This window comes from Pseudomonas sp. S36 (assembly GCF_016647875.1).
Classification (GTDB): Bacteria; Pseudomonadota; Gammaproteobacteria; order Pseudomonadales; family Pseudomonadaceae; genus Aquipseudomonas; species Aquipseudomonas parafulva.
Genome location: NZ_JACVVG010000010.1, coordinates 89,495 through 107,288, shown reverse-complemented (window position 1 = coordinate 107,288; position 17,794 = coordinate 89,495). Strand labels below are relative to the sequence as shown.

The following is a 17,794-nucleotide window of genomic DNA, read 5'->3' as shown; positions in this document are numbered from 1 at the left end:
CATGATCCGATTCGAACAGGTTGCCAAGCGCTATCCCAATGGTCATGTGGGGCTGCATGAGCTGAGTTTCCGGGCGCGCCGGGGCGAATTCCTGTTCGTCACCGGCCATTCGGGCGCCGGCAAGAGTACCTTGCTGCGCCTGCTGCTGGCCATGGAGCGCCCCACCAGCGGCAAGCTGATGCTGGCCGGCCAGGACCTGGGCCAGATCAGCAACTCGCAGATCCCGTTCCTGCGCCGCCAGATCGGCGTGGTGTTCCAGAACCACCAGTTGCTGTTCGACCGCACGGTCTTCAACAACATCGCCCTGCCGCTGCAGATTCTTGGCTTGTCCAAGCCCGAGATCGCCAAGCGTGTGGATTCCGCGCTGGAGCGTGTTTCGCTGTCCGACAAGGGCGAGCTGTACCCGGCGGACTTGTCCACGGGCCAGCAGCAGCGTGTAGGCATCGCCCGCGCCATCGTTCACCAGCCAGCCCTGCTGCTGGCCGACGAACCCACCGGTAACCTCGACCCGCGCCTGGCGGCAGAAATCATGGGCGTGTTCGAAGACATCAACCGGCTGGGCACTACTGTTTTGATTGCCAGCCATGACCTGGCACTGATTGCGCGCATGCGCCACCGCATGCTGACCCTGCAGCGCGGCCGCTTGATCGGCGATGGGGAGGCCGGGCAATGAGCACTACACGTACGCCGAAGGTGTCCGAACGGGTGGCGCCTAAACCGGCCGACCCGCAAGCGCCTAAAAAACGCACCGCCGACGATGACGGGCCAGACCTGCGCACGCTGATGCATGCCTGGCTGGAAAGCCACCGTGCCAGCCTGGCGGACAGCTTGCGCCGCCTGGGCAAGCAGCCGATTGGCAGCTTTTTCACCTGCATGGTGATGGCGGTGGCCCTGAGCATGCCCATGGGCCTGTCGTTGCTGCTCAAGAACGTGGAACAACTGGGCGGCTCGTGGCAGCGCGCGGCGCAGATTTCCCTGTACCTCAAGCTCGATGCCAACAGCCGTGATGGCGAGGCGTTGCGCGATGAGATCAAGGGCATGCCCGGCGTAGCCGAAGCCCAATACGTCAGCCGCGAGCAGGCACTGCAGGAATTCCAGCAGCAGTCCGGGCTGGGTGAAGCCCTGCGCGAATTGCCCGATAACCCACTGCCCGGTGTGGTGGTGGTCACCCCTACCGAAGTCGACAAGCCAGCCCTCGAAGCGCTGCGCCAGCGCCTGTCGGAGCTGCCGCGCGTTGACGTGGCCCAGCTTGACCTGGTGTGGGTGGAGCGCCTGGCGGCCATCCTCAAGCTGGGCGACCGGTTCGTGTTCGGGCTGGCGGTGATGCTGATTTCTGCATTGTTGTTAGTAATCGGTAACACAATTCGTCTACATATCGAAAACCGCCGTATCGAGATCGAAGTCATCAAGCTGGTCGGCGGTACCGATGCCTACGTGCGCCGGCCCTTCCTGTACATGGGCGCCCTGTACGGGCTGGGCGCGGGCCTGCTGGCGTGGGCCATCCTGGCGTTTGGCCTGAGCTGGCTGAACGAGGCCGTGGTTGGCTTGTCCGGCCTGTACGGCAGTGACTTCGCCCTGGGCGGGGTACCGCCGTCCGATGGTCTGTCGCTCTTGATCGGAGCGGTGCTGTTGGGGTATATCGGTGCATGGATCGCAGTGGCCCGCCACCTGAACGAGCTGGCACCGCGATAGTTTTCTGTGCCTCATTGACGTGCTGTTCACGCAGGAACTTGTACCGTGGTTCCAGGTCAATGTAGGCAGCGCCCAAAAGGCGCGAGTTTAGTAAGTCGGAGGTTCTTGAATGACCACATCGTTGCAACCTGCCTATGCCCTGGTACCCGGTGCAAACCTGGAAGCCTACGTGCACACGGTCAACAGCATCCCGCTGCTGACGGTCGAGCAGGAGCGTGATCTGGCCGAGCGTCTCTACTATGAGCAGGATCTCGAGGCCGCTCGGCAGATGGTGATGGCCCACCTGCGTTTCGTCGTACACATTGCCCGTAGCTACGCAGGCTACGGGTTGGCCCAGGCTGACCTGGTGCAGGAAGGTAACGTCGGCCTGATGAAGGCCGTGAAGCGCTTCAACCCCGAAATGGGCGTGCGCCTGGTGTCGTTCGCCGTGCACTGGATCAAGGCTGAGATCCACGAGTTCATCTTGCGTAACTGGCGCATCGTCAAGGTGGCTACCACCAAGGCGCAGCGCAAGCTGTTCTTCAACCTGCGCAGCCAGAAGAAGCGTCTGGCGTGGCTGAACAACGACGAGGTGCATCGGGTGGCCGAAAGCCTCGGCGTAGAGCCGCGGGAGGTGCGCGAGATGGAAAGCCGCCTGAGCGGCCACGACATGGCGTTCGACCCGGCTTCCGAGGCGGATGACGACAGTGCCTTCCAGTCGCCTGCGCACTACCTGGAAGACCACCGTTACGACCCGGCCGTGCAATTGGAGGATGCTGACTGGAGCGACAACTCCACCAGCAACCTGCATCAGGCCCTGCAAGGCCTGGACGATCGTAGCCGCGATATCCTGTACCAGCGCTGGCTGGCCGAAGAGAAGGCCACCCTGCACGAGCTGGCAGACAAGTACAGCGTATCGGCCGAGCGTATTCGCCAGCTGGAGAAGAATGCGATGAACAAGGTCAAGGCGTTGATCGCTGCCTGACCCTGGTTCACGTCGCAAAAAAAGCCGCTGCCCTGTAAGGGACAGCGGCTTTTTCATGGCAGGTGTCAGAGCTTGCGGGAAGTGTTCAGTTGCATCAGGTAGCTGGGGCCGCCCAGCTGGCTCATCTGCCGGCTGATCCAGCCTGCACGGCTGGCCACATAGGCACTGGGCCGGCCCGCGTTCCATTTGATCGGGCTTGGCAGCACCGCCGCCAGCTGAGCGGCCTGCTGGCGGCTCAGGCGGCTTGCGTCCACACCGAAGTGATAGCGTGCTGCAGCCTGCGCGCCGAATACCCCTGGGCCCCACTCGGCGCTGTTCAGGTACACCTCAAGGATGCGCTCCTTGGACCATAACAGCTCCATCAGGGCGGTGAACCATGCTTCCAGCCCCTTGCGCAACCAGCTGCGCCCCGACCACAGGAACAGGTTCTTGGCCACCTGCTGGGTGAGCGTGCTGGCGCCACGGATGCCGCCGCCGCGTTCGTTATAGGCCAGCGCAGCCTGGATGGCCGGCAGGTCGAAGCCCCAGTGGGTGGCGAACTTCTGGTCTTCGCCGGCGATTACCGCCACTTTCAGGTCATCGGAAATGCGCGCCCACGGCACCCACTCACGCTGCAGGTCAATGGGCTCACCGTCTACCCAGGACTCCACCTTGCGCTCCACCATCAATGCCGTACCCGGTGGCGGTACCCAGCGGAACACCAGCACCAGCACGATACTGCCGGCGGCGAACCAGAGCAGGGCGCGGTACAGGCGGCGTAAGAGGTTTGGCAGCATGGGGATGGCTTGGCCGTACGGATGGAAGGGGCCATTATACAGACCCGATACGAGGAGTCGTCCCATGCTTCGCAGCTTCCTGATGCTTGCCGCCTTTTTCGGCTTTACCGGTGTCGCGCTGGGCGCCTTCGCCGCGCACGGCCTCAAGAACAGGCTCAGTGCCGATTACCTGGCGATTTTCCACACCGGTGTGACCTACCAGCTGGTGCATGCCCTGGCGCTGTTCGGGGTTGCACTGCTGGCAGCGCACTTGCCCGGACGGCTTGTCGGTTGGGCAGGCGGCCTGTTCGTGCTGGGTATCGTGCTGTTTTCCGGCAGCCTTTACCTGCTCACCCTCAGTGGCATCGGCAAGCTCGGCATCATCACCCCTATCGGCGGTGTGTGCTTCCTTGCCGGCTGGCTGTTTCTGGGGCTTGCCGCGTGGCGGCTGGGCTGACTGAGCGGCCCGCAATCGCGACTAATGGCGTGTGGCGGCCTTGGGTTGCAGGCCCTTTCGGGGCTAGAATGCGGGCCCCAAAGAACAATGGTGGCCTTGAGCATGCACATTCAACTCAATGGTGAGCCTTACGAATTGCCGTCGGGCGAGAGCGTCGCGGCCCTGCTGGCCCGCCTGGACCTGGCCGGCCGCCGCGTGGCGGTAGAGCTCAACCAGGACATCGTGCCGCGCAGCCAGCACGACAGCACTGCGCTGCACGAGGGTGACCAGGTCGAAGTGGTGCACGCCATCGGCGGCGGCTGATCGCTGCCGGCGAACCCCCTGCAAGCCCAGCAACCTTTTCCCGAGGAACAACCATGAGCAACGTTCGCAGCGACAAGCCCTTCACCCTGGCCGGCCGTACGTTCCAGTCGCGGCTGCTGGTCGGCACCGGCAAGTACCGTGACATGGAAGAAACCCGCCTGGCCATCGAAGCCTCGGGTGCCGAAATTGTCACCGTTGCCGTGCGCCGCACCAACATCGGCCAGAACCCGGGTGAGCCGAACCTGCTCGATGTGCTGCCGCCAGATCGCTATACCATCCTGCCGAACACCGCAGGCTGCTATGACGCTATCGAGGCCGTGCGCACCTGCCGCCTGGCCCGTGAGCTGCTCGATGGCCACAACCTGGTCAAGCTGGAAGTGCTGGCCGACCAGAAAACCCTGTTCCCCAACGTGATCGAAACCCTCAAGGCCGCCGAAGTGCTGGTCAAGGATGGTTTCGACGTGATGGTCTACACCAGCGACGACCCGATCATCGCCCGTCAGCTCGCCGAAGCCGGCTGCATTGCGGTCATGCCCCTGGCAGGCTTGATCGGCACCGGCCTGGGTATCTGCAACCCTTACAACCTGCAGATCATCCTTGAGGAATCGAAGGTACCCGTGCTGGTCGACGCCGGTGTGGGCACCGCATCGGATGCCACCATCGCTATGGAAATGGGCTGCGAGGCGGTGCTGATGAACTCGGCCATTGCCCACGCCCAGCAGCCGGTGCTGATGGCTGAGGCCATGAAGCATGCCATTGTCGCGGGCCGCATGGCCTACCTGGCCGGCCGTATGCCCAAGAAACTCTATGCCAGCGCGTCTTCACCGCTGGAAGGTCTGATCAAGTAAGAGCCCCTGATGACTGAATCGCACGATACGCCGACCACCCCTGACGGCGACGCCCGCCCACACCGCCGCATCAAGAGCTTCGTGATGCGCGCCGGGCGCATGACCGAAGGCCAGCAACGTGGCCTGGACCAAGGCGGCCCGCAGTTCATCCTGCCGCTGGCCGACAGCCCTGTGGACTACGACCAGGTGTTTGGCCGGTCGGCGCCGCGCACGCTGGAAATCGGTTTTGGCATGGGCCATTCCTTGCTGGAAATGGCGGCGGCCGCCCCAGATCAGGATTTCATCGGTGTAGAGGTTCATCGCCCGGGTGTGGGTGCGCTGCTCAACGGTGTGCTCACCCAGGGGCTGCAGAACCTGCGGGTGTATGACTGCGATGCCATCGAAGTGCTGAACCGCTGCGTGGCCGACAACAGCCTCGACCGCCTGATGCTGTTCTTCCCCGACCCCTGGCACAAGGCGCGTCACCACAAGCGCCGTATCGTGCAGCTGGAGTTTGCCGAGCTGGTGCGCCGCAAGCTCAAGCCCGGTGGGGTGTTCCACATGGCGACGGACTGGGAGCCCTACGCCGAGTACATGCTGGAAGTGATGAACGCCGCGCCGGGCTATCGCAACCGCGCGGCGGATGGCGCCTATGTGCCCCGCCCGGAAGAACGCCCGATCACCAAGTTCGAACGCCGCGGCGAGCGGCTGGGGCATGGGGTGTGGGACTTGAAGTTCGAGAAGGTTGACTGATCGGCTTTCGCAAGCTGTGGGAGCAACTGTCTTCCCCAAGATCTCAAAGCTGGCGCAATCACTGTGGGAGCGGGTTTACCCGCGAAGCAAACAGCGCGGTGTATGGCACCGGCTTTGCCGGTGTTCGCGGCTGAAGCCGCTCCCACAAGGTGGATTGCGCCAGCATTCAGACTTTGTGGAAGACAGTTGCTCCCACGGGTTGGTGCTGAATCACAAGATTATGTGCACTTGCGTGAGCATCAGCTTCGCGTGCCGACCAACTGCAGACCGCGCCTGACTGGTCAATCACCCGCGCCGATCAGCAACCACCCCAATCAGCACCAGCACCACCAGCAACACGGGCGCCAGCGCATAGTTGTTGAACTGGCCCAACCCTTTCACCACCCACGGCGTGGCATAGATCAGTGCCGCGCCGCTGCCGATCATCACCAGCAAGGCCATCAGGGGTACCCGCAGGGCGCCTGCCAGGCTGCCCAGGCGTTGCTCCACCCAGGTCTTGATGTCGGTGCCGAACAGCACCAGCAGGCAGCCCACCAAGGCGAGCGAAATTTCTGACAGGTTGCTGCGGCTCCAGCGGGAAACCGTCGCGAGCAGATCAAGTACCAGATCCATGGGTCATCCTTAGGTCAAGAAATACTGCAGCAGGTCGTTGAGGAACAACTGCCCCCGGGGCGTTGCGGCCAGCCGATCCGGTTCGACCTGCAAAAGGCCCTTTTGTTCGGCACTGCGGCGGGCCTCGGCCAGTTGCGCGAGGGGCAGCCCGGTGCGTTCGGTGAACAGCCGGGCTTCAACGCCATCAGTGAGCCGCAGGGCGTTCATCAGGAACTCGAACGGCAGTTCCGCGACCGGCAGCAGCTTTTCCCCCGCCTTGAATGGTTTGGCCAGGTTCAGGTAGTCCTTGGGCAGGCGCGTCTTCCAGGTGCGCAGAATGCGGCCATCGGCAAAGGTGAGCTTGCCATGGGCGCCGGCGCCGATGCCGATGAAGTCGCCAAAACGCCAGTAGTTCAGGTTATGCCGGGCAGCGCGGCCAGGTTGGGCATAGGCGGACACTTCGTACTGGGCAAAGCCGTTGGCGGCCATGAGGTGCTGGCCGGCTTCCTGGATATCCCAGAGGATATCGTCCTCGGGCAGCGCTGGCGGCTGGTTCCAGAACACGGTGTTCGGTTCCACCGTCAGCTGGTACCACGACAGGTGCGTCGGGCCCAGGTCGATGGCCTGGCGCAGGTCGCCGAGCGCATCATCCAGCGACTGGTCGGGCAGGCCGTGCATCAGGTCCATATTGAAGTTGTCGAAGCCGGCGGCGCGTGCCATACCTGCTGCGCGTACCGCTTCGTCGCCGTTGTGGATACGCCCCAGCGCCTCCAGTTTGCCGGGCTGGAAGCTCTGCACGCCGATGGACAGACGGTTGATGCCCGTTTGCCGGTAGGCCTTGAACTTGTCCTGTTCGAACGTACCCGGGTTGGCCTCCAGGGTTATTTCGATGTCCGGTGCAAACGCAATGCGTTGTTCCACACCGCGCAGCAGCCGGCCCAACGCGGCGGCGCTGAACAGGCTGGGCGTGCCGCCCCCGAAGAAGATCGAGCTGATGGGGCGGCCCTGTACGGCGGCCAGCTCCTGGTCAAGGTCGGTGAGCAGTGCCGCGACATAGGCTTCCTCCGGCAGCTCAGGCCCGGCCGCGTGGGAATTGAAGTCGCAGTACGGGCATTTGCGCACGCACCAAGGGATGTGGATGTACAGCGACAGCGGCGGCAGTTGCTGGAAGCCTGCCGCAGCGGGGGAAAACTGCGGTGGGATCATGCCAGACCCAGACGTTGACGCAACAGGGCCATGGCGCGGGCGCGGTGGCTAAGCTGGTTCTTGTCCGCTGGCGCCAGGTCGGCGCTGGAGCAGTCACGTTCGGGCACCCAGAACAGCGGATCGTAGCCAAAACCATGGTCACCGCTGGCCTGGAACAGAATACGGCCGTGCCACAACCCTTCGCACAGGATCGGCAGTGGGTCGTCTGCATGGCGCACCAGCGCCAGCACGCAGACGAACTGGGCGCCGCGCTCGGCTTCAGGCACGTCTTTCAGTGCATCGAGCAGCTTGGCGTTGTTCGCCGCGTCACCTTGGCCATTGGCATAACGCGCCGAATAAATCCCCGGAGCACCCCCCAGGAAGTCCACGGCCAGGCCCGAGTCATCGGCCAGCGCCGGCAGGCCGGAGATGCGCGCTGCATTGCGGGCCTTGAGGATGGCGTTTTCAACGAACGACAGGCCGGTTTCTTCCGGTTCGACCTGGCTGAACTCGCCAATGGACCGCAGTTGCACGCTCTGGCCGAGCATGGCTTGCAGTTCCTTGAGTTTGCCGGCGTTGTGGCTGGCCAATACCAGTTGCTGGAAATTCATCATTCGCCTGGGAACACTTCCTGGTTGAAACTGAAGGAGTTGCCGATGCCGCCGGTTTCGACATTCAGGTCGAACGTGACGGTTTCGGGCTGTTCGATCTTGAACTGGGCCACGTACGACACCGTGCCCTGGTCGGTAACCTGCCTGAACGACAGGGGGCTGCTGCGTCCGGTGAGGTCCTTGACCGTACCGCTGACCACTGCCGTTGCCGGTTTGCCGGCCTTGAGCGCAGTCAGGGTGAGTACCCCCAGGTTCTTGCTGCGTACCAGGCCCGTAGCCGCAGCTACCTGGGGTGTGAGCATGCTCGAGGTGAAGGCGCTGTAGTGCACCGTCACGTTGCCGAATACCTCTTTGCGATCGGCGCGGGCAGTATCGGCGGCCACCGCCGGCAAGGCCAGACACAAACTGACGAGAAACAGTGCAAGGCGACGCATGGTGCGATCCCTCCGAAAAAAATCAGACTGCGAGCTGGTGTTCCTGCAGGCCGGGGCTGCTGACCCGGTAGATGCCGATTTCACCCAGAAGATTAGGCCAAAGCCGGCCACCCCACCCATTGCGGTGCAGGTTATCGACAGCCAGGCGGTCCAGCACCTTGGCCTTGCGCTCGTGCACCAGCTCTTCGAAGTCGGCGAAGGTGCAGAAGTGGATGTTCGGCGTGTTGTACCAGGTATACGGCATGAAGTCCGACACCGGCATGCGGCCTTTGGTCGCCAGGTACCAGCGGCAGCGCCAATGGCCGAAGTTGGGGAAGGTGATGATGCACTGGCGGCCCACGCGCAGCATCTCGTCCAGGATACGGTCAGGGTATTCCACGGCCTGCAAGGCCTGGGTCATGATCACCACGTCGAAACTGTTGCTGGCGAAGTTGCCCAGGCCTTTGTCCAGGTCTTGCTCGATGACATTCACGCCCTTGGCGACGCACGCAGCGATATTATCGGCGTCGATTTCCAGGCCGTAACCGGTGACCTGCTTGCGATCGCGCAGCGAAGCCAGCAGTTCGCCGCTACCGCAGCCCAGGTCGAGGACCCGGCTACCGGCGGGGATCCAGTCGTGGATGATTTCCAGATCGGCTCTCATGCTGTCCTCAGATGGCAATGCGGTTCATGTAGTTCGAGAAACCCTGCATGTAGCGAGGTGTGGGGATCAGGAAAGCATCGTGCCCATAGGGCGAGTCGATTTCCAGGTAGCAGACGTTCTTGCGGGCGGCCATCAGCGCGTCGACGATTTCCCGCGAGCGGGCAGGGGAAAAACGCCAGTCGGTGGTGAACGACATGATGCAATAGTTGGCCTTGACGTCGGCCAGGGTTGCCGCCAGGTCGCCGCCGTGGGTGGCTGCAGGGTCGAAATAATCCAGCGCCTTGGTCATCAGCAGGTAGGTATTGGCATCGAAGCGACCGGAAAACTCTTCGCCCTGATAGCGCAGGTAGCTTTCTACCTGGAACTCGACACTGTGGAAGTCGTAGTTGAGTTTGTCGCTTTTCAGCTCACGGCCGAATTTCTCACCCATCGAGTCGTCGGACAGGTAGGTGATATGGCCGACCATGCGTGCCAGCATCAGGCCGCGTTTGGGGATCACCCCCTGGTCCTGGAACGAACCGCCATGGAACTCGGGGTCGGTCAGAATCGCCTGGCGCGCCACTTCGTTGAAGGCAATGTTCTGCGCCGACAGCTTGGGCGCCGATGCGATGTCGACGCAGTGGCGCACCCGCTCGGGGTAGGTGATGGTCCACTGCAGTGCCTGCATGCCGCCCAGGCTGCCACCGACCACTGCCGCCCACTGCTCGATGCCCAGGCGCTGGGCCAGGCGCACCTGGCTGTGCACCCAGTCTTCCACCGTGAGCACCGGGAAATCGGCACCGTAGGGCTTGCCGGTGGCGGGGTTGAGGCTGCTGGGCCCGGTGCTGCCGTTGCAGCCGCCCAGGTTGTTCAGGCTGACCACGAAGAAGCGGTTGGTGTCGATTGGCTTGCCTGGGCCGATGCAGCTGTCCCACCAACCCGGCTTGCGGTCGCTGGCGTCATGGTAGCCGGCAGCGTGATGGTGGCCGGACAAGGCATGGCAGATAAGCACAGCGTTGCTCGCGCTGGCGTTCAGGGTGCCGTAGGTTTCGTAGACCAGCTCGTAGCTGATCAGGGAGCGGCCGCAGGCCAGGGCCAGCGGTTCATCGAACCTGGCGGTTTGCGGTAATACCAGACCGACGGAATCTTCGGGAAAGACAGTGGACATCGACCCTGCTCACGCTTGACGGAGGCGTAAGTCTAAAGAGCGCTACCCCCAGCGGCAAGCAAAGGCTTGCTGCCGGGGGTGGGCCGGGTCAGATCATGCGCCACAGCTCTTGCGGCATGCCGGCATAGGCGGCCAGCGGTGGCATAACGAACGACTGGATCACCTGGATCGCCAGGAAGGCGAAGATCGGCGAAATATCCATGCCGCCCAGGTTGGGCACGATGCGGCGGAAGGGCGCCAGTACCGGCTCGCTGATCTGGTAGGCAAGCTCTGCCGCCGGGTTGTTCGAGTTGGGGGCCACCCACGACACGATCACCATCACGATCATCGCTACCCAGAAGATCTTCAGGAACAGCGAGGTGATGCCGATGATGGCCCACATCAACAGGTGCAGCACGTCACCGAAGGTGTCGTAGGTGACCATCAGCACAAAGCCCATCAGCAGCGCCTGGATGACCACCGCCAGCAGCAGCGACGAGGTATCCAGCCCGGCAATGCTGGGGATGACCCGGCGAATCGGTTTGAGCAGTGGCTGGGTGGCGCGCACGGTGAACTGGGACAACGGGTTGTAGAAATTGGCCTTTACCAGTTGCAGCACGAAACGCAGCAGCACGATCACCAGATACAGGCTGACCAGGGTTTGCACCACGAAGATCGCGGCGCCGGACAGTGCATTCATCTAAAACTCCTTATTGGCCCAGTTGTTCGGCCAGCTCTGCGGAACGCTTGGCGGCGGCCTGCAGTGCCTGCTCGACGATGGCTTCGAAACCGCTGGCCTGGAACGACGTGATGGCGGCCTCGGTGGTGCCCGCGGGCGAGGTGACGCGACGGCGCAGTTCGGCTGCATCTACTTCGCTGGCCACCGCCATGCGGGCGGCACCCAGTGCGGTGTGCAGAGTCAGCTGAGAGGCGGTTTCACGGGGCAGGCCGAGTTTCTCGCCTGCAGCCGTCATGGCCTCAATCAGCAGGAAGAAGTACGCCGGGCCACTGCCGGAGACAGCCGTTACTGCGTCCAGTTGCTGCTCCTGCTCAAGCCACAGCGCGGTACCCACTGCCGACAGCAGCTGCTCGGCCTGCTGACGCTGCTCGGCAGAGACCTCGTGGGTGGCATACAGGCCGCTGACGCCCTGGCGCAGCAGGGCCGGGGTGTTGGGCATGCAGCGCACCACCGGCCGGGCACCGAGCCAGCTTTGCAGGCTTGCGCAGGTAATGCCCGCAGCAATGGACACAATCAACTGACCACCCTGCAGGTTGGGTTGCAGGGCCTGGCAAACGGCTTTCATCACTTGTGGCTTGACCGCCAGCACGATCACGTCGGCGTCAGCGATGGCCTGGGCGTTGTCTTCGAAGGTTTCGATGCCGTGATCGGCCTGGATGCGGGTGCGGGTGTCGGCGCCAGGGTCGCTGGCGCGGATCTGCGAAGCCTCCAGGCCCTGGGCACGCAGACCACCGATCAGGCTGGCGGCCATGTTGCCGGCGCCAATAAAGGCAATACGTGTCTGGCTCATGTCAGGTCCTTGTGGGGAAGAGTGAGTAAAGCATGGAATCAGGCGTTGCCGTAATCGCGTGCACCGAACAGGGCGGTGCCAATGCGCACCCAGGTCGCTCCCTGGGCAATGGCGGCTTCCAGGTCGTGGCTCATGCCCATGGACAAGGTGTCCAGGCCAAGCCCCAGGCCTTCCTGCAACTGGCGCAACCTTGCAAAGGCGGCCTCTTGGGCGGTGCGGTCTTCGGTGGGCTCGGGGATTGCCATCAATCCGCGTAGCTGCAAGTTGGGCAGTGCCGCAATCGCTTCGGCCAACGCTGGCAGGTCGGTGGGGGCACAGCCGGCCTTGCTGTCTTCGCCACTCACGTTCACCTGCAGGCAGATATTGAGTGGCGCCAGCCCGGCGGGGCGTTGCTCCGACAGGCGTTGGGCGATTTTCAGGCGGTCCACGGAATGTACCCAGTCGAAGTGCTCGGCGATGGCTTTGGTCTTGTTCGACTGAATGGGGCCGATGAAGTGCCAGATCAAGGGCAGGTCGCCCAGTTGCTGCTGCTTTGTCAGCGCCTCTTGTAGGTAGTTTTCCCCAAAGTCGCGCACACCTGCAGCGTGAACCTCGCGGATCGCGCTGGCCGGCTTGGTTTTGCTCACGGCCAGCAGATGCACGCTGGCGGGGTCGCGCCCGGCAGCCTGGGCACCCTTGGTGATGCGGGCGCAAATCGTGGAAAGGTTGTCTGCTAGGGTGGACATTGATTCGATGCCGGCAACGGAGAGGTTGCCGCATTTTACCTGGTTGAACGCCGAAGGGGAGTCTCATGGACGTGACTGACCTGCTGGGCAGGGCCGTGGCAGCGGGGGCGTGCGACCTGCACCTGGCTGCGGGCCAGGTACCCATGCTGCGCAAGGACGGCCAATTGCAGCGCTTGCCGGGCACCGCCTTGCAGGGGGCCGAGCTGGCTGAGGGTATGGCCTGCATGCTGAGCGAGGCCCAGCTGCACCAGTGGCAACACGGCGATGAACTGGACATGGCATTGGCACTGCCGGCGCTGGGGCGTTTCCGGTTGAACCTGTTCAGGCAATTGAACGGCCTTGCACTCACGTTCCGCCTGATACCCGGGCGTATTGCCGGGTTGGACGAGCTCGACCTGGCAGGCATTTTCAACACCATCGCAGGCTGCGACGATGGGCTGGTGCTGGTCGGCGGCCCTACCGGCTGCGGCAAGTCCAGCACCCTGGCCACGCTGGTGGATCAGTTGAACCGCGAACGGTCCTTGCACATCATCACCCTCGAAGACCCGGTGGAAGTTATCCACAGCAGCCAGCGCAGCCTGGTGAACCAGCGTGAAGTTGGCCGGCACTGCACCGGCTTCGCCCAAGGTTTGCGCAGTGCCCTGCGCCAGGACCCGGACGTGATCATGATCGGCGAGTTGCGCGACCTGGCCACCATCCGCCTGGCGCTGCGTGCGGCCGAGACCGGTCACCTGGTACTGGCCACGGTGCACACGCGCTCTGCAGTGAACAGTATCGACAGGTTGGTGGAGGTGTTTGCTGCCGAAGAAAAACCCCTCGTACGCGCCATGCTCGCGCAATCGTTGCAGGTAGTGGTGGTGCAGCGGCTGGTCAGGCGGGCAGGCGGGGGCAGGGTGGCTGCGCGGGAAGTGCTGGTGGCCACCCCGGCTGTGCGCAACCTGATCCGCGAGGGGCGCATGGCGCAGTTGCATTCGGTGATGCAAGCCGGTGCGGCAGAGGGGATGCAGACGATGGAGGGGGCAATGCGCAGGCTGCGGGACAGGGGGTTGGTTGAGGCGGATTAGTCGAGGCGGGGTGACGCCCGTGCTGCCCGTTGCGTAGGGATGACGCCAGGCAGGCAGCACGTAAGTGCAGCCGTGGTTTCAGCGCTTGGCCAGGTTCAGCTGTTGCTGCTCCTTGGGCAATACACGCTTGGCGACAACGTAATGCTTTTGCCAGTAAGGCTTGCTCAGGTTGTCGATGCTAACCCGCTTGCCCCGGCGAGGCGCATGGATGAAGCGGTCGTTGCCCAGGTAGATCGCAACGTGGTTCACCCGGCGGCTCTTGATGTTGAAGAAAATCAGGTCGCCCGGCTTCAGGTCACCCTTGGCCACCTTGGTGCCGTGGCCCTGGGCCATGGCGCTGGAGGTGCGTGGCAGGTTGACGTCGGCAACGTCGTTGAAGGCGTATTGCACCAGCCCGCTGCAATCGAAACCTTTTTTAGGGTTGCTGCCGCCCCAAACATAAGGGGTACCCAGCACGTTGACGGCCCGGCTGAGCACGTCGCTGCTCTGCTTGGCAGACATGGCGACAGCGGGCCTGCCATGTTTGCTGCTGGCGGCATTGCCAGGGCGAGCATGCAGGGTGGCCTGTTTGACAGGGGCACGCTTCACTGCGGCATTGGTGGTATAGCCGGTGAAACCGTTGGGAAGACGTTGCTCACGGTTGGTGGCGTGAGCGGCCAGGGGCAATAATAGGCAGAGGGTCAGCCATGTCTTGATCAAAGGCGGCATAGATGAAGCTCTTATGAATAGTTGTGTGTTGGGCGCGCAACTTTATAACAGCTTTTTGATCAATCTTTGATCCGTTGGTCGATTCTTCACGTACCGTATGTCGGCCCGGGCGAAAAAAGTCACAACTTTTTTTAGAAAAATTTCATCCGCAGCGCACGAGGTTTATGCATGAACAGTTATCAACAGGGCGCACCCCTGCACGACACCCACAGCAAGGTGATCGGCTACCTGCTGTGGATCCTGGGCTTTACCGGGTCCCATCGCTTCTACTACGGCAAACCTATCACCGGCACCCTCTGGTTTTTCACCTTCGGCTTGTTCGGCATCGGTTGGCTGATCGACCTGTTCCTGATTCCGTCCATGGACCGTGAGGCGGACCTGCGTTTCGAGTCCGGGCGTATCGATTACAACATCGCCTGGATCCTGCTGACCTTCCTTGGCGTGTTCGGCCTGCACCGCCTTTACCAGGGCAAATGGGTCACCGCGATCATCTACTTCCTGACCGGTGGCCTGTTCCTGTTGGGTGTGCTGTACGACTTCTGGACCCTGAACACCCAGGTGTCCGAGCGCAATGCGGGGCGGGGTTGAGGCGCGGCCCGGGTGGGAGCACCTGTGCAAGGTTGCTCTCACCCGGGCCTGAAAGGCCGCTTACTGGCGGGTTTGGCGCTGTTGCAGCAGCAGGTTGCTGAAGCCCGCGCCGGCCAGTTGCTTCTGCGCGACGGTCAGTTGTTCGCGGTTGCTGAAGGGGCCGACCAGTACCCGGTACCAGGTTTCTTCTTTGACCGTGCCCGACTCAACCTTCACCGCCTGGCCCAGCAGAATGATCTGCGCGCGCACCTTGTCGGCGTCCGCCTGCTTGCGGAATGAACCCGCCTGCAGGAAGAACTGCGTGGTCGCTGCCGGCTTGATTACAGGCGGTGCCGGTGGCGGCGTTTGCCCAAGCAGCGCCGCCTGGGCCCGGGCGGTGTCGATCTTCGCGGCTTCGGCCGGTGTCACCGGCGTGACCGGCTGGGCCGGTACGGGTGGCGTCTTCTCCGGCACCGCTTCGGGCGGCACGATCACTTCCGATTCGGGCAGCAGGGTATAGAAGTCATACTTCGGCTTCACCGGCTGCTGCACGGTGGGGGCTTGGGTCGATTTGCCCGCTTCGGCCGCTTTCTCGGTTTTCTGCTGCTCGGGCTTGGCGCGCTTGATATCCGCACCGCCGGGTTCGAGCTTCATCAGAAACACGATGAACGCGCCCACGGTAAGGCCGACCGCCAGCCATACCCAACCCGGGATAGGTTTTTTGGCCGGCGCTGTCTGGCGGCTGGCGCCGCGCTTGGGGGCAGGTTTCTTCTTGGCAGCCAACTTACATGCGCTCCAGGGTTTCCAGGCCGAGCAGTTCCAGACCTTGTTTGAGGGTGCGGCCGGTCAGGGCAGCCAGGCGCAGGCGGCTTTGCTGCTGCTGCGGGGTTTCGGCGGCCAGAATCGGGCAGTTCTCGTAGAAGCTGGAGAACAGCCCGGCCAGGTCGTACAGGTAGCTGCACAGCACGTGCGGCGTGCCTTTCTCGGCCACGTTGTTGAGGATTTCCCCGAACTGCGCCAGGCGTGCGGCCAGGTCCTGCTCATGGGCGGCTTCCAGTACGATGCTGCCCTCGACTTCCTCGAAGCCCTTGCCCAGCTTGCGGAACACGCCGGCCACGCGGGTATAGGCGTACAGCAGGTACGGCGCAGTGTTGCCTTCGAAGTTGAGCATCTGTTCGAAGTTGAAGCTGTAGTCGCTGGTGCGGTGCTTGGACAGGTCCGCGTACTTCACCGCACCAATGCCCACCACTTCACCGATGTGGCGCAGGTCGTCGTCGGCCAGGGTCGGGTTCTTTTCCTTCACCAGCGCGTAGGCGCGGTCCTTGGCTTCGGTGAGCAGGTCGATCAGCTTGACGGTGCCACCGTCGCGGGTCTTGAACGGGCGGCCGTCGGCGCCGTTCATGGTGCCGAAGCCCATGTGCTCCATTTGCATCGGGTGGCCGACGAAGCCGGCACGGCGCGCTACCTCGAACACCTGGTTGAAGTGCAGGGCCTGGCGCTGGTCGACAAAGTACAGGGCGCGGTCAGCCTTCAGTACGTTGCTGCGGTAGCGCACGGCAGCCAGGTCGGTGGTGGCGTACAGGTAACCGCCATCGGCCTTCTGCACGATCACTGGCAGTGGCTCGCCTTCGCTGTTCTTGAATGCTTCGAGGAACACGCACTGGGCGCCCTGGTCCTCGACCAGCAGACCTTTGGCCTTCAGCTCGCGGACGACATTGGCCAGGTCGTCGTTGTAGGCACTCTCGCCCATGACGTCGGCCATGGTCAGCTTGACGTTCAGCAGCTCGTAGGTTTTCTGGCAGTGCGACAGGGAGATGTCCTTGAAGCGCGTCCACAGAGCCATGCACTCCGGATCACCCGCCTGCAGCTTCACCACCAGGCCCCGGGCGCGGGTAGCGAAGGCCTCGGATTCGTCGAAGCGCTTTTTGGCAGCGCGGTAGAAGTTCTCCAGGTCTGACAGCTCGTCGCTGGTAATCGGGTTTTCTTCCAGGTACGCCAGCAGCATGCCGAACTGGGTGCCCCAGTCGCCCACGTGGTTCTGGCGGATCACCTGGTCGCCGAGAAACTCCAGCACACGCGCCACGCTGTCACCAATGATGGTGGAGCGCAGGTGGCCGACGTGCATTTCCTTGGCGAGGTTCGGCGCCGACAGGTCGACGACCACTTTCTGCGCAGGGCCGGCCTTGCGTGCGCCCAGGCGGGCATCGCCCAGGGCGGCATCCAGGCGGCTGGCCAGGGCTGCGGTGTTCTGGAAGAAATTCAGAAAGCCCGGGCCGGCGATTTCGACCTTGGTGATGTCGGCACTGGCCGGCAGGGCATCGATCAGCTTCTCGGCCAGGTCGCGCGGCTTCATGCCGGCAGGCTTGGCCAGCATCATGGCGATGTTGCTGGCGAAGTCACCGTGGGTCTTGTCCCGGGCGTTTTCCACCTGAATCGCCGGCGACAGGCCGTCAGGCAGCACACCGTCGTTGACGAGTTGGGTGAGGGCTTGCTGGATCAGCTGGCGAATGGTGTCTTTCATGGAAATCTCTTTTCGACCGCAAGCGCGGTGAGCGCCTGGATGCGCAGGTGGAAAAACTGGGCATTATCCGTGGCTGGGAGCAGGTTGCCAACCTTTGAGCTGCAAGCGGCAAGCTGCAAGCTGCAAGAAGAAGCGATACCGCGCTGGCGCTGCTTTTTTTTGCAGCTTCGAGTTTGTGGTTTGCTTTGGGCTGCAAGCCGCAAGCTGCAAGAAAAAGCAATATCGCGTCGGCGCTGGTTTTTCTTGCAGCTTGTAGCTCGTGGTTTGCTTTGAGCCACAAGCCACAAGCTGTAAGAAGAAGCCATGCCACACGCGCACTGCTCTTTCTTGCAGCTTACA

23 protein-coding genes are annotated in these 17,794 nt (G+C 63.0%); 9 read left to right on the top strand and 14 right to left on the bottom strand.

Annotated elements, in window-relative coordinates; all coding sequences use genetic code 11:
* The first annotated feature begins 1 nt into the window (after position 1).
* From ftsE to rpoH, 3 genes are all read left to right on the top strand, one after another.
* Positions 2–673, top strand: a complete 672-nt coding sequence (gene ftsE, locus IAE36_RS08340) for a cell division ATP-binding protein FtsE (RefSeq protein ID WP_028632059.1) — start codon at positions 2–4, stop codon at positions 671–673.
* Complete coding sequence (ftsX, locus tag IAE36_RS08335; RefSeq protein WP_028632058.1) at positions 670–1,692, top strand: permease-like cell division protein FtsX; 1,023 nt, start codon at positions 670–672, stop codon at positions 1,690–1,692. The genes ftsE and ftsX overlap by 4 nt, the downstream gene beginning before the upstream one ends.
* A 109-nt stretch (positions 1,693–1,801) precedes the next feature.
* On the top strand, positions 1,802–2,656 hold the full coding sequence (rpoH, locus tag IAE36_RS08330; RefSeq protein WP_028632057.1) for an RNA polymerase sigma factor RpoH: 855 nt from the start codon (positions 1,802–1,804) through the stop codon (positions 2,654–2,656).
* A gap of 65 nt (positions 2,657–2,721) precedes the next feature.
* Here rpoH and mtgA read toward each other — a convergent pair whose 3' ends face one another.
* Positions 2,722–3,432, bottom strand: a complete 711-nt coding sequence (gene mtgA, locus IAE36_RS08325; protein WP_201211792.1) for a monofunctional biosynthetic peptidoglycan transglycosylase — start codon at positions 3,430–3,432, stop codon at positions 2,722–2,724.
* A gap of 64 nt (positions 3,433–3,496) precedes the next feature.
* Between mtgA and IAE36_RS08320 the strand changes: the two genes are divergently transcribed.
* From IAE36_RS08320 to trmB, 4 genes are all read left to right on the top strand, one after another.
* Entirely contained in the window at positions 3,497–3,868 is a 372-nt protein-coding gene (locus IAE36_RS08320) for a DUF423 domain-containing protein (RefSeq protein ID WP_201211754.1), read from the top strand.
* Between the two features lie 102 nt (positions 3,869–3,970).
* Positions 3,971–4,171: a sulfur carrier protein ThiS gene (thiS, locus tag IAE36_RS08315; protein WP_201211752.1), complete on the top strand. Its 201-nt coding sequence runs from the start codon at positions 3,971–3,973 to the stop codon at positions 4,169–4,171.
* Between the two features lie 53 nt (positions 4,172–4,224).
* Positions 4,225–5,019, top strand: a complete 795-nt coding sequence (locus tag IAE36_RS08310) for a thiazole synthase (RefSeq protein ID WP_028632053.1) — start codon at positions 4,225–4,227, stop codon at positions 5,017–5,019.
* A 9-nt stretch (positions 5,020–5,028) separates the two neighbouring features.
* Positions 5,029–5,751, top strand: coding sequence for a tRNA (guanosine(46)-N7)-methyltransferase TrmB (gene trmB / locus IAE36_RS08305; RefSeq protein ID WP_028632052.1), 723 nt, complete (start codon positions 5,029–5,031; stop codon positions 5,749–5,751).
* A 285-nt stretch (positions 5,752–6,036) separates the two neighbouring features.
* On the opposite strand, the gene IAE36_RS08300 is transcribed toward trmB, so the two are convergent.
* From IAE36_RS08300 to IAE36_RS08260, 9 genes are all read right to left on the bottom strand, one after another.
* Entirely contained in the window at positions 6,037–6,363 is a 327-nt protein-coding gene (locus tag IAE36_RS08300) for a DUF3392 family protein (protein WP_060480817.1), read from the bottom strand.
* 9 nt (positions 6,364–6,372) lie between these two features.
* Positions 6,373–7,548, bottom strand: a complete 1,176-nt coding sequence (gene hemW, locus IAE36_RS08295; RefSeq protein WP_201211750.1) for a radical SAM family heme chaperone HemW — start codon at positions 7,546–7,548, stop codon at positions 6,373–6,375.
* Positions 7,545–8,141 carry an RdgB/HAM1 family non-canonical purine NTP pyrophosphatase gene (gene rdgB / locus IAE36_RS08290; protein ID WP_201211740.1) on the bottom strand — a complete coding sequence of 199 codons (597 nt, stop codon included), beginning with the start codon at positions 8,139–8,141 and terminating at the stop codon, positions 7,545–7,547. Before rdgB ends, hemW begins: the two co-directional genes overlap by 4 nt.
* Entirely contained in the window at positions 8,138–8,572 is a 435-nt protein-coding gene (locus IAE36_RS08285; RefSeq protein WP_028632048.1) for a DUF4426 domain-containing protein, read from the bottom strand. Before IAE36_RS08285 ends, rdgB begins: the two co-directional genes overlap by 4 nt.
* A 22-nt stretch (positions 8,573–8,594) precedes the next feature.
* Positions 8,595–9,215: a methionine biosynthesis protein MetW gene (gene metW, locus IAE36_RS08280; RefSeq protein ID WP_028632047.1), complete on the bottom strand. Its 621-nt coding sequence runs from the start codon at positions 9,213–9,215 to the stop codon at positions 8,595–8,597.
* 7 nt (positions 9,216–9,222) lie between these two features.
* Entirely contained in the window at positions 9,223–10,362 is a 1,140-nt protein-coding gene (metX, locus tag IAE36_RS08275; RefSeq protein ID WP_201211732.1) for a homoserine O-succinyltransferase MetX, read from the bottom strand.
* Between the two features lie 88 nt (positions 10,363–10,450).
* Positions 10,451–11,041 carry a YggT family protein gene (locus IAE36_RS08270; RefSeq protein WP_201163024.1) on the bottom strand — a complete coding sequence of 197 codons (591 nt, stop codon included), beginning with the start codon at positions 11,039–11,041 and terminating at the stop codon, positions 10,451–10,453.
* Positions 11,042–11,051: 10 nt separating this feature from the next.
* Entirely contained in the window at positions 11,052–11,870 is an 819-nt protein-coding gene (gene proC / locus IAE36_RS08265) for a pyrroline-5-carboxylate reductase (protein WP_201211731.1), read from the bottom strand.
* Positions 11,871–11,908: 38 nt separating this feature from the next.
* A complete protein-coding gene (locus tag IAE36_RS08260) occupies positions 11,909–12,595 on the bottom strand; it encodes a YggS family pyridoxal phosphate-dependent enzyme (RefSeq protein WP_201211729.1) in 687 nt (228 codons plus the stop codon).
* A 65-nt stretch (positions 12,596–12,660) separates the two neighbouring features.
* Between IAE36_RS08260 and IAE36_RS08255 the strand changes: the two genes are divergently transcribed.
* Positions 12,661–13,659: a type IV pilus twitching motility protein PilT gene (locus IAE36_RS08255; RefSeq protein WP_201211727.1), complete on the top strand. Its 999-nt coding sequence runs from the start codon at positions 12,661–12,663 to the stop codon at positions 13,657–13,659.
* Between the two features lie 78 nt (positions 13,660–13,737).
* On the opposite strand, the gene IAE36_RS08250 is transcribed toward IAE36_RS08255, so the two are convergent.
* Entirely contained in the window at positions 13,738–14,367 is a 630-nt protein-coding gene (locus IAE36_RS08250) for a C40 family peptidase (RefSeq protein WP_201163028.1), read from the bottom strand.
* 168 nt (positions 14,368–14,535) lie between these two features.
* On the opposite strand from IAE36_RS08250, the gene IAE36_RS08245 reads away from it, so the two are divergent.
* Positions 14,536–14,955 (top strand): NINE protein, encoded by a 420-nt coding sequence (locus IAE36_RS08245; RefSeq protein ID WP_028632040.1) that lies wholly within the window; start codon positions 14,536–14,538, stop codon positions 14,953–14,955.
* Between the two features lie 60 nt (positions 14,956–15,015).
* Here IAE36_RS08245 and IAE36_RS08240 read toward each other — a convergent pair whose 3' ends face one another.
* Genes IAE36_RS08240 through IAE36_RS08230 form a run of 3 tightly spaced genes read right to left on the bottom strand, consistent with a single transcriptional unit; the run spans position 15,016 to position 17,760 of the window.
* Positions 15,016–15,717: an SPOR domain-containing protein gene (locus IAE36_RS08240; protein ID WP_201211725.1), complete on the bottom strand. Its 702-nt coding sequence runs from the start codon at positions 15,715–15,717 to the stop codon at positions 15,016–15,018.
* Position 15,718: 1 nt separating this feature from the next.
* On the bottom strand, positions 15,719–17,455 hold the full coding sequence (gene argS / locus IAE36_RS08235) for an arginine--tRNA ligase (protein ID WP_028632038.1): 1,737 nt from the start codon (positions 17,453–17,455) through the stop codon (positions 15,719–15,721).
* On the bottom strand, positions 17,452–17,760 hold the full coding sequence (locus IAE36_RS08230) for a hypothetical protein (RefSeq protein ID WP_201211723.1): 309 nt from the start codon (positions 17,758–17,760) through the stop codon (positions 17,452–17,454). Before IAE36_RS08230 ends, argS begins: the two co-directional genes overlap by 4 nt.
* Between the last annotated feature and the right edge of the window lie 34 nt (positions 17,761–17,794).

Bases quoted from the DNA above. Each gene is read 5' to 3' on its own strand.
- IAE36_RS08250 (WP_201163028.1), bottom strand. From the start codon at position 14,367: ATGCCGCCTTTGATCAAGACATGGCTGACCCTCTGCCTATTATTGCCC.
- ftsE (WP_028632059.1), top strand. From the start codon at position 2: ATGATCCGATTCGAACAGGTTGCCAAGCGCTATCCCAATGGTCATGTG.
- IAE36_RS08230 (WP_201211723.1), bottom strand. From the start codon at position 17,760: ATGGCTTCTTCTTACAGCTTGTGGCTTGTGGCTCAAAGCAAACCACGA.
- metX (WP_201211732.1), bottom strand. From the start codon at position 10,362: ATGTCCACTGTCTTTCCCGAAGATTCCGTCGGTCTGGTATTACCGCAA.
- argS (WP_028632038.1), bottom strand. From the start codon at position 17,455: ATGAAAGACACCATTCGCCAGCTGATCCAGCAAGCCCTCACCCAACTC.
- mtgA (WP_201211792.1), bottom strand. From the start codon at position 3,432: ATGCTGCCAAACCTCTTACGCCGCCTGTACCGCGCCCTGCTCTGGTTC.
- IAE36_RS08310 (WP_028632053.1), top strand. From the start codon at position 4,225: ATGAGCAACGTTCGCAGCGACAAGCCCTTCACCCTGGCCGGCCGTACG.
- rpoH (WP_028632057.1), top strand. From the start codon at position 1,802: ATGACCACATCGTTGCAACCTGCCTATGCCCTGGTACCCGGTGCAAAC.
- IAE36_RS08285 (WP_028632048.1), bottom strand. From the start codon at position 8,572: ATGCGTCGCCTTGCACTGTTTCTCGTCAGTTTGTGTCTGGCCTTGCCG.
- metW (WP_028632047.1), bottom strand. From the start codon at position 9,215: ATGAGAGCCGATCTGGAAATCATCCACGACTGGATCCCCGCCGGTAGC.
- IAE36_RS08245 (WP_028632040.1), top strand. From the start codon at position 14,536: ATGAACAGTTATCAACAGGGCGCACCCCTGCACGACACCCACAGCAAG.
- rdgB (WP_201211740.1), bottom strand. From the start codon at position 8,141: ATGATGAATTTCCAGCAACTGGTATTGGCCAGCCACAACGCCGGCAAA.
- IAE36_RS08270 (WP_201163024.1), bottom strand. From the start codon at position 11,041: ATGAATGCACTGTCCGGCGCCGCGATCTTCGTGGTGCAAACCCTGGTC.
- trmB (WP_028632052.1), top strand. From the start codon at position 5,029: ATGACTGAATCGCACGATACGCCGACCACCCCTGACGGCGACGCCCGC.
- hemW (WP_201211750.1), bottom strand. From the start codon at position 7,548: ATGATCCCACCGCAGTTTTCCCCCGCTGCGGCAGGCTTCCAGCAACTG.
- thiS (WP_201211752.1), top strand. From the start codon at position 3,971: ATGCACATTCAACTCAATGGTGAGCCTTACGAATTGCCGTCGGGCGAG.
- IAE36_RS08320 (WP_201211754.1), top strand. From the start codon at position 3,497: ATGCTTCGCAGCTTCCTGATGCTTGCCGCCTTTTTCGGCTTTACCGGT.
- ftsX (WP_028632058.1), top strand. From the start codon at position 670: ATGAGCACTACACGTACGCCGAAGGTGTCCGAACGGGTGGCGCCTAAA.
- IAE36_RS08260 (WP_201211729.1), bottom strand. From the start codon at position 12,595: ATGTCCACCCTAGCAGACAACCTTTCCACGATTTGCGCCCGCATCACC.
- IAE36_RS08255 (WP_201211727.1), top strand. From the start codon at position 12,661: ATGGACGTGACTGACCTGCTGGGCAGGGCCGTGGCAGCGGGGGCGTGC.
- IAE36_RS08300 (WP_060480817.1), bottom strand. From the start codon at position 6,363: ATGGATCTGGTACTTGATCTGCTCGCGACGGTTTCCCGCTGGAGCCGC.
- proC (WP_201211731.1), bottom strand. From the start codon at position 11,870: ATGAGCCAGACACGTATTGCCTTTATTGGCGCCGGCAACATGGCCGCC.